The sequence below is a fragment of the Achromobacter sp. 10T422 genome, from assembly GCF_056394065.1.
This window is the reverse complement of record NZ_JBFTHD010000024.1, coordinates 1-923: the sequence shown is the minus strand read 5'-3', so window position 1 is coordinate 923 and position 923 is coordinate 1. Positions and strand designations below refer to the sequence as shown.

At 61.8% G+C, this 923-nt stretch carries 1 protein-coding gene; it reads left to right on the top strand.

The annotated features are described in order from the left end of the window. Positions 1 to 12 precede the first annotated feature (12 nt). The coding region (locus AC1DB0_RS29795) for a hypothetical protein (RefSeq protein WP_476758822.1) at positions 13 to 923 on the top strand (911 nt) is incomplete at its 3' end.

Sequence of the window (923 nt, the reverse complement as noted above, 5' to 3'; positions counted from 1 at the left end):
TTGCTCGACATCATGCCCAGCGAGTCCGGCACGCCACCCGTGTTCTGGGACCCCGCACGTGAACGGCAAGAGCGTGTGCAAGACAAGATCACCGATCGCGTGGAACGATTAAAGGAACGCTATTGGGAAACGAACCCGCCCACCGAACCTCGCCGCCACGGCCGGGCAAGTTTTCAGGCGCGGTACGACCGGGAGATTAAGCGCTTTGAAAGCGACATCGATGCGTATGGCAAGGACTGGGCGCAGGTGATCGGCAGCGCGGCGTGGAAGCGCATCGTGGCGATGGATTATTCCGATACCGACGAACGTTCGCGGCAGCTGCGCTTGATCACGGTGGGGGCGTGTTTGGATGGAGGCATCACGGATGCCATGCCGGCGTCTGATCCCGCATCGAATGAATCCGAAACGCTGGGGCCAACAGGCACCGCGTGGCAGTCGTTGCTAAGCGATCCCAACAGCGCCGCCTATCTGGCCTTGAACGGCCATCAAACCTTTTTGCAAACCACCTTTATCCCTCTGTTCGGCGCCGGGGCGGTGGCTAATGACGCCGGCAAAAAATACTTCGATGCCGTCAAAAGCATCATCAGCAGCAAGGAGATCGGCGCATGGCGCGAAGGCCGCGCCGCAGACGCCGCCGACCAACTGCTCACCGCCATGCACGGCGCCAGCAAGCGCCTGCACCAACACTTGAGCGCCGGTTCAAAGGCCGCCGTCGATGCGGTTCACGTGGGCGGGACATGGCTATACCGCAAGGCGCAGATGACCCAAGTCGTGATCCAACTCACGGTAGGGGAATTGCTGTCCATCTGCGCGGAAGAGCTGCAACGCGTCGGCGAGTCCCTGCAACAAGACGCCAGCCGGCGCGTGCGCGCGTTCGTCTTCGCAGGCTTGATCAGCATCCCGGACCCAGCGGTGAGAAACAC